Annotated in this window: 6 protein-coding genes and 1 riboswitch; of the genes, 4 read left to right on the forward strand and 2 right to left on the reverse strand. The window is 61.4% G+C overall.

The window, feature by feature from the left end; genetic code table 11:
- Window positions 1-30: 30 nt before the first annotated feature.
- Window positions 31-1,035 (reverse strand): MoxR family ATPase, encoded by a 1,005-nt coding sequence (locus ONB25_14875; GenBank protein MDZ7394168.1) that lies wholly within the window; start codon window positions 1,033-1,035, stop codon window positions 31-33.
- A 139-nt stretch (window positions 1,036-1,174) separates the two neighbouring features.
- Here ONB25_14875 and rlmN point away from each other — a divergent pair, with 139 nt between their 5' ends.
- The 3 genes from rlmN to ONB25_14890 are packed head-to-tail and all read left to right on the forward strand — an operon-like array spanning window position 1,175 to window position 5,137.
- Window positions 1,175-2,224, forward strand: coding sequence for a 23S rRNA (adenine(2503)-C(2))-methyltransferase RlmN (gene rlmN, locus ONB25_14880; GenBank protein MDZ7394169.1), 1,050 nt, complete (start codon window positions 1,175-1,177; stop codon window positions 2,222-2,224).
- Window positions 2,221-4,047 carry a hypothetical protein gene (locus ONB25_14885; protein MDZ7394170.1) on the forward strand — a complete coding sequence of 609 codons (1,827 nt, stop codon included), beginning with the start codon at window positions 2,221-2,223 and terminating at the stop codon, window positions 4,045-4,047. Before rlmN ends, ONB25_14885 begins: the two co-directional genes overlap by 4 nt.
- Before the next feature lie 13 nt (window positions 4,048-4,060).
- Window positions 4,061-5,137, forward strand: a complete 1,077-nt coding sequence (locus ONB25_14890; GenBank protein ID MDZ7394171.1) for an alpha/beta hydrolase — start codon at window positions 4,061-4,063, stop codon at window positions 5,135-5,137.
- Window positions 5,138-5,256: 119 nt separating this feature from the next.
- Here the strand turns inward: ONB25_14890 and ONB25_14895 are convergent, their stop codons facing one another.
- Entirely contained in the window at window positions 5,257-6,726 is a 1,470-nt protein-coding gene (locus ONB25_14895) for a beta-lactamase family protein (protein ID MDZ7394172.1), read from the reverse strand.
- Window positions 6,727-6,938: 212 nt separating this feature from the next.
- A riboswitch (cobalamin riboswitch) is annotated at window positions 6,939-7,139 on the forward strand.
- 140 nt (window positions 7,140-7,279) lie between these two features.
- On the opposite strand from ONB25_14895, the gene ONB25_14900 reads away from it, so the two are divergent.
- Window positions 7,280-8,466: TonB-dependent receptor (locus tag ONB25_14900; protein ID MDZ7394173.1), on the forward strand; the 1,187-nt coding region annotated here is incomplete at its 3' end.

An 8,466-nucleotide genomic window follows, 5' to 3' on the forward strand; every position in this document is an offset into this window, starting at 1 on the left:
ATAGTCTTGGGATGCCTTGGGCATGGCGGGTCATGCTTCAGTGCTGTCTAGGAGTCGGCGCACGATCTCCTCGGTGCCCACGCCGTCTGCTTCTGCATTGAAGTTGGTGACCAGCCGATGCCTGAGGACTGGCAGGGTCACTGCGCGCACGTCGGCGATGTCGGGCGTGGGGCGGCCGTCCAAAATGGCTCGCGTCTTGGCGCCGAGAATGAGGTACTGCGAGGCCCGGGGGCCGGCACCCCAACTTATCCAGTCCCGAATAAACTTCGGTGCCCCGTCATGGTTTGGGCGCGTTTTCCGCACCAGCTCCACGGCGTAGCGAATCACCGCATCGGCCACTGGCACGCGCCGCACCAGGTCCTGGAGGGCCACAATCTCCGCCGCGTTCAATACCTTGCTTAGGTCAGCACTGTAGGCGCTGGTCGTTGACCGGACGATTTGTACTTCCTCGTCTGCAGCGGGATAATCCACCCAAAGACTGAACATGAAACGATCTAGCTGCGCTTCTGGCAAGGGATAGGTCCCTTCCTGCTCGATGGGATTCTGGGTGGCCAGCACGAAGAAGGGCTCGTCGAGCTTGTAAGTCTGCCCGGCCACCGATACTTCGTGCTCCTGCATGGCCTGCAGCAGGGCGGCCTGCGTCTTCGGGGGGGTGCGGTTTACCTCGTCGGCCAGCACGATGTTGGCGAACACAGGGCCCCGGACGAACCTGAAGGTCCTCTTGCCGGTACTCACATCTTCCTCAAGCACCTCGGTGCCCGTGATGTCGGAGGGCATGAGGTCAGGGGTGAACTGAATGCGTGAAAAAGAGAGATTGAGCACCCTCGCCAACGTGCTGATGAGGAGTGTCTTCGCCAAGCCAGGGACGCCGATGAGCAGACAGTGCCCGCGCGACAGGAGGGAAATCAGGAGTTCATCGATCACCTGCCGCTGGCCCACGATCACCTTACCGATTTCCCCGGTGATGCGGTCGTGCGCTTCCTTGAGCTGTTCGACGATTTCCAGATCGCTCCTTCGAGGCTGAGCAAGAGCCATGTTTTCTCCTTGAGATGTTCCTATAGCCTTGCAATTAAGTTATCATTTTTTGCCTGAATTATCAATGTTTTTCCTTGCTCAATGAAAGGCATTTGCGTAAATTTCTTCTGCGACGGTGACAAACGGTGAGGTGAGCGTGATGCCTTCGGAGCTGACCAAGACCCAGTTGGTGGGGATGGGCATGCAGGAGTTGGAGCAGTTTGCCACAGCACTCGGGGAGAAGCCCTTCCGCGGCCGGCAGCTCTTTGCCTGGATCTACAACAAAAAGGCGCGTGATTTCGCCGAGATGACGGACATTGCCAAGCCGCTGCGCCAGCGCCTCACAGAGGTGGCCAGCATTGGACTGCTGCGGCTCGTGTCTGAGGTTACCTCGGGCGACGGCAGTACCCGCAAGTTTTTGTTTCAGCTGGGCGATGGTGAGCGCATCGAGAGCGTCTCGATTCGGGAGGGGAAGCGACACACGCTGTGCCTGTCGACGCAAGTGGGGTGCGCGCTCGGTTGCCGTTTTTGCGCTACGGGGCAGATGGGTTTCAGGCGAAACCTTTTGCCAGGCGAGATCATCGACCAGGTGCTGGTGGCAGAACGGCGAGTCGGCCAGGAGGTGAGCAACATTGTACTCATGGGAATGGGAGAGCCTCTTCTTAACTACGAGCACGTGATTGCTGCGTGCGAGCTCATGCGTCACGAGCGCGGTCTGGCCATCGGCCACCGGCGGATTGTCATCTCCACGGCCGGTTGGGTGCCTGGCATCATGCGCCTTGCCGATGAGGGCCACCGCTTCAAGTTGGCCATCTCCCTGAATGCCACCACCGATGAGCAGCGCCGCGCCCTAATGCCGGTGGCGGAGCGCTATCCGCTGCAGGAGCTGCTCAACGCGGTCACCTACTACTATCGCCGCTCGGGACGGAGGCCGACGTTCGAGTACGTGCTATTGGCCGGGGTGAACGACTCGGTCGATGACGCCCGACGTCTGCGAGAACTGGTTAAGCAGGTGCCCTGCAAGATCAATCTCATCCCTTACAACGCCACGGATGGGCCATATCGACGCCCCTCCCCCGGGGAGATCGAGGCCTTCCGCAATGGGCTGGCCCCGCTAAAGGCCCCGGTGATTGTCCGCTGGAGCAAAGGGGATGACATTCAGGCGGCGTGTGGGCAGCTGGCGGCACGCGCACACCAGGAGGAAACGTGAAGCGAGCCGTCCATGCGTCGCTTTTGCTTGTGCTGAGCCTGATCCTCCCGTGCAGCATGCGGGCGCAAGAGCTTTTCCATGAACCTGCGTCCGCTCATCCGGACAGTGGGCGCAGCACAGGCGTCCGGAACAATGTCCTCGTCATGACGGCCGAGGAGCTGCTTCGGCCGCGTCCCGGGCACGCGTTGGCCAACATGCCGGCCCTCTTCTTCCATGACCGTGGTGCTCCAGGACAGTGGCTGTCCTTTTCAGGCTTCGGAAGTAGCGCCCGCGAAGTGGGGCTCACCGTGGACGGCATCGACTTAAGGGACCCCATTCGCGGCACGGTTGACCTGACGACCCTACCCACCTTCTGGGTGGCGAGCGTGCAGCTTGAGCCCATATGGCAGCGGTGGGAGGCACCGCGCGCTGCTGCGGGCGCCACCTTAAGGGCTGTGTCGTGCCGGCACGATGGGCCCAGACCTCTTTCCCACGTGGGTTATGAAAACGGCGATTGGGGCGTCCGTGCGGTGGATGTAGGGCTGGGTATGAAGCTCAGCCCGAAGACGGACGTGCTTGCCGGAGTCCTGCTGGCGGGCTTTGACGGCTTTGGCCCCCGGCAGCAGTACGATGCGCAGCGCATCAGAGCTACGGTTGGCGCACAGCTGGACCAGAATTGGCAGGCCAAATACACCGCGCTACTAACCAAAGCGGAAGCGGAGGTCACGCCGAGTCCCACAGAAATTGCCTTGCGCAGTGCAATATACCCGGTAACAAAGGATCGACGCCTCGATCACGCCCTGGTGGTGACGGGCAGGTGGAGGTCTGCCTTGGCCGTCGAAGCGACCTTCGCGCACACCGAACTCTCCAGGGAATTCCATGACTACCCCCTCAGGCTGCGCTGGTTGGACGACGCTCGGGTGCTGGCCCTTGCTGTCTCGGCGAGCCGCACGCGCGGACCGCTCGCAGGAATGGTGGGGGCTTCTTTGCAAGGGGCCAGTCTCTGCAGCGAACGCATGGGCAAGCACGCGGACCTCGAGGGGCGGATGCGCCTCGGCCTACGCGTGCAACCACACCATGGCTTGCAAGTTGCGCTCCTCCTGGACGGCCTTGGGCAGCTCCCAGGCACGCTTTATGTTGCCCCGGCGCTCCAGGCGAAAGCTGACTTGAGCCCAGAGCATCGTTTTACCCTGGATGCCAGCCGCGAGGTCTTTTTCCCCAGCTTTCAAGAACGATACGCCGTGGCCCCGGTGCGCGGCGACCAGCATCTGCAGCCGTGGGCAGTCCATAGACTCGTGGCCGCACTCGCAACCCAGCACGAGTGGTGCGCGTGGTATGCGGGCCTCTTTCTGCGTCAGTCGGCTCATGAGGTGATGGGTTCCTTGACGGAGGCGAAGGATGGACTCGTTTTTCGACAGTCAAATGCGAAACACAGGCTTGCGGGTCTGGTTGGAGCAGCCAAAGCGCAGCCTTTCTCCAGGCTCCAGCTGCGCGGAGCGCTCACTGTGCAACGTGCGCTGTTCGGCGATGAACGGCCCCCAGAGTTGCCCGAGTGGTTTGCCTCCTTGTCCGTCGGCTACGGGGTGGCCCTGTTTGGCTCGGACCTTGACTTGACCGGGAGACTCTCCTGCACGTTGCTCGGCCCTCGTTGTGATGTCACCCTCCTTCACCGGCTGGGGGCGGTTGCGGTGCCAGGAGCCGAGTTTGAGGCGCGCATCATGCACAACGCCAGCGTCTGGGTGCGCATCGATAATCTCTTGAGCTTCGACTATCAGGTCGTGTGGGGTTATCCGATGCCCAAACAGTTCTTCACTTGGGGGGTCAACTGGACCTTTGTCGACTGAGGAGGAACAAGCCGTGGCGAAAAGGATCATGCTAGCCGTACTAGCCGCCGTCCTCGTTCTTGTGGTTCTGGGCGTGATCTTTTTCCTGCTCAGCGCAGGGCGGCCTCTGTACCAGCCCGGGATGGTTCGCGCGGAAAAGGGGTTGCGCGCTCCGCTTCAGCCTCAGGCGCAGACGGCCGGTGACCAGCTTTGGTTGGTGGAGCCCGAGGTAAAGCTCTTCCATTTCGAGGAAGGAAGCGGGCCAGTTATCCTCGTTCTCCACGGTGGGCCGGGCTATCCCTACGTGGGGCCTCCCCCTGGGTTCCATCAGCTTGCTGACCACCACCGCATGATCTACTACCACCAGCGGGGCTGCGGCAACTCCACGCGTCCGGTGGACAAGTTTACACCCAAAAGCTTCTATCGGAACATGCTGAGTCTGGACAAGGCGCTCGGCCTGGGTGCACAGATCGCCGATATCGAAAGGATCCGCCGCATCCTTGGCGAGGAGAAGTTGACCCTGGTGGGGCACTCCTTCGGAGCGTTCCTGGCCGCGCTCTATGCAGCCGAGTTCCCTGAGCACGTGCGCGCTCTGGTCCTGATTTCGCCGGCGCAACTTCTCCAGTTTCCTGGTCCCGGAAACTTGCTCGACGAAGTAAGAACGCTCCTTCCGGAAGAGCTGAAGGGCGAGTATGACTCCTACCTGCGGCAATACCTGGATTTCAAGGAGCTCTTTGCGCGCAGTGAGGGGGAACTCATCGGGTTGAACGCGCGCTTTACTCGCTTTTACCTGGCGGCCGCCAAGGCAAAGGGGATGCCCGTACCTACCACGCTGCGCTTCCATGGGAATGGGGGGTGGATGGTGCAGGCGCTGTACTTGAGCATGGGCAAAAAGCATGACTATCGCGCTGCACTCAAACGGGTGACGGCCCCGGTGTTGATTCTGCACGGGGGGCGGGACATCCAACCTGTGGAGGCCAGCGCCGTGTATGCGCAGGCATTGCCGAACGCCGAGCTTCGCACGCTGCCAGAGGCTGGACACTTCCTTTTTGCCGATGCTCCAGACCAGTTCGCCGCCATGGTCAAGGATTTTCTGGACCAGCATCCATGAGGCGCCGGCCTTAGTGGCGGGCGGTCTTGCGGAGGGGGCTGCGCTGAAGGGGCTCCAGATGAAGCCGCAGCGACCGCGAGAAGGTCCTCTGCCCTGGGCGAACCCGCACACAAAGGGATTCATGGACCTTCAAGCGGCGCCGTGTCCACCATGCGCATGCCTGTGATGCGGTGGAGCGAGTCCTCCGCAAAGTCGACCGTTAGCAACCACCAGTTGCCGGTCTTTTCAGAGCGGAGCGTGAGCTCCAAGGAGGTGTCTCCGACCTTTTCCGCTTGTACCACTGTGAGCGGTGCCTGGCGAGACCCTACACGCTGGACAAAGGAGCGCAGGCGCGCCAGTCTTTCCGGCTGTTGGTAGGCGGGCGCAAAGTGGGCCTCCAACACTTCGGCAACTGCGGTTGTGTCACCCTGGTTCAGCAGGCGGAGCAGAGCCAGGGCGTGACCCTCCATGGGAGAAGCTCCGCGAAGTGGCAGCGGAAGCGCCTCGACCTTTTCCGCAGGCAGCTCATAGGGCTCCCCGAACACGATACGCGCCACCGTCTCGCTCGCCTGCCATGCTGGTTTGCCTGCCACGTTGGCTAGGCAAATCACTACCACGTCCTCGTCAAGAAAGCGCAGGAAGTCGGCGGAAAAGATGCCGTTGCCCCCGTTGTGAGCGACAAGGCGCGTTCCCCGCGAAGTGGTGAAAAGTGCCCAGCCATAACCGTAGAACGAGTTGGCTTCCGGGCCTTCCCGTACGTAAGGCCGATACAGCAAGTCGTGCAGCGTGTCCGGCAACACCCTGCCACTTTCAAGCGCCACGTGCCATTTGTACAAATCTCCAATGGTGGACAGGATGCCGCCATTGGCCCGCAGGTGCCAATAGGGGCCGTCGCTCGCCCACCGGTGGTCACGCAGGGTTCCCCAGTCGCGAGCTCCGCGGTAGCCGTGGGCAAGCTGACTTTCTCTCCAGGCAGGAAGTACGTAGCCCGTCTCCTTCATTCCAGCGGGAACGAAGAGGGCATCGTGCAGAAAGCGCTCGTAGGAGGTGTCAGTGAGCTGTTCGATGATGGCGCCGAGCAGGCTGTAGCCGACGTTAGAGTAATGGTACCGTTCGCCAGGCAAAAAGAGCAGTGGGGTGCGCAGTGCGAGGGCCACGAACTCCTCCCGGCTAATGGGCTCAAAGTCGTCGCCGATGGCGTCGGGGAAGCCGGCGGTATGAGTCAAAAGGTGGTGGAGTGTGATGCCTGCCTTGTCAGGCGGCACATTGGGGAAATATCGATCGATGGGGTCTCGGAGGTCAAGCTTGCCGAGCTCATAGAGTTTCAAGATGGCCGCAGCCGTAAATTGCTTGGTGATCGATCCCACGGTAAAGACAGTGCGCGGCGTCACCGGCAGCTTTCGTTCGCGGTCGGCGAACCCGTACCCTTTGGCCAAGATAATCTGTTGCCCTTTTGCCACAAGCAGGGCGCCGGAGAACCCTCGCGCCGCCACGCGTTGCATGTACTCGTCAATTCGCTCTGGCAAAGACCAACGATGACCATGGAGGCAAGAAAGGAAGAGACAACCCGCAAGCACACCCCCGATCCAACCGCCGAAACTTCTTTTCACGCGTTCGTCCTCCTGTTTCCGGCCTGGCGATGACGTTCATGAGACGCCGCCATCGGGGGCAAAGTTCCATTGAGGCAGAGCTCCCCCTCATCAATTCTTGGAGGCGATAGCGTGCATAATCAGGTTTGCGCCGCAAGAAAATGCAAGGCGCCTGCACTTTTTCCTTGAAATTTCCAGATGCCTGTGTTATATTTTTGCCGTCGTTCTTTGATGGTTTTGGCGTAGATTCCGGTGCTCCCCCTTGGGGAGGAAAAGGGAAGACGGTGCAAGTCCGTCGCAGCCCCGCTACTGTGATCCCGGGTGCATGATGATGTGCCTGTGCCCTGGTCAGGCATGCCACTGTCCGCAGCTTGGATGGGAAGGCGATCAGGGTCGGGAAAGCCAGGAAACCTGCCGGAGTCGGTGTCACCGTGTGAGCCTCCGCGGGTGAGGTGTCGGTGCAACGGAGTGTGCGCGACGTGCGAACCCTGGTCCTTTTCGGAGGCCAGGGTTTTTTGTTTGCGCCTCCCGCGCATGGGGCCGCCCATTGTGGAGGCAGAAGAGGAGCCGATCTGTGCGACGAGAAACGCTTTCGCTGGCAACTATGGCCACCTTCGCTGGTTTGATGGTCGCCTTGGGCTATCTGCTGAGCAGCGTGCCGAATGTGGAATTGGTGACCGCGACCGCTTTTGTTGCCGGCGTTGTGCTGGGCGCCAGACGCGGACTCCTCACTGCCGCCGTGGGTGAGCTGCTCTACGCGGCCATCAACCCCTATGGCATCTCTTCCTTCACCTTACTCGCAAGCCAGGTCATTGGCATGGCCCTAGCAGGACTTGCGGGCGGCCTCGTGGGGAGGCGCTTGCTACGCGCGAGATCCGCCTCGCTTCAGGTGCTGGGGGTGGCCGCCTGTGGTCTGGTCGTCACGGTGGCGTTCGACTTCCTCACCACGGTGGGCTTCCTCATCATGAGCGGGCTCACCCTCCCCGCGCTCATCGGTGCCTACGCCTACGGTGCAGCCTTCTACCTGACCCATGCCGCCGTCAACACTGTCATCTTTGCCATTGTGGTGCCGGCGACGTTCCGGGTTTGGGGTAGGAGGCACGTGACGGTCACTCCAATGCTACGGGAGGTCAAGATGAAAAGCCACAGGCTACTCCTCGTCGTTTTGCTTATCGAGGCGGCATTTGCTGCCGGTGCGGATGCGCAACTTGTGGGGCTGGTGGTGGACAAGACTACGGGGAGTCCCCTTCCAGGTGCCAACGTGATGATCCTCCCGGGGGATAGGGGCGTAGCCACCGATGGGGCTGGCCGCTTTGCAGTTCCATCGCTGGAACCGGGTTCTTACCAGCTGAAGATCTCGCACATCGGCTACGCTGCGCAGGTGATACCGGTGCGCATCCCGGCGAACAGGACCCTGCAGGTGCGCATCGAGATGGTGCCGGTGGTCATTGAGCTTGAAGAAGTGATGGTGACAGGCAAGCGGGGCAGGTCGTTGACATGGGAGTTGCCCGTGTCGGCAGAGGTGGTATCGGCAGCCGACATTGCCATGACCAACGCAGCCTCCGTCGCTGATGCGTTGCGACCTGTGGCAGGTGCCTTTGTCAAAAGCTACGGCTCGGAGGCGGCCATGAAGACGGTCTCGGTGCGTGGCTCTTCCGCCGAACAGGTGCTCATCCTGTGGGATGGGGCGCGTCTGAACTCGCCTCTGGCCGGGGGGTACGACCTGAGCCTCCTTCCCCTCACGGCGGTGGAAAAGGTGGA

This window comes from candidate division KSB1 bacterium (assembly GCA_034506335.1).
Lineage (GTDB): Bacteria > Zhuqueibacterota > Zhuqueibacteria > JANLFK01 > Oleimicrobiaceae > Oleimicrobium.

Coding starts and splice junctions, on each gene's coding strand:
- ONB25_14875 (MDZ7394168.1), bottom strand. CDS start 1,035: ATGGCTCTTGCTCAGCCTCGAAGGAGCGATCTGGAAATCGTCGAACAG.
- rlmN (MDZ7394169.1), top strand. CDS start 1,175: ATGCCTTCGGAGCTGACCAAGACCCAGTTGGTGGGGATGGGCATGCAG.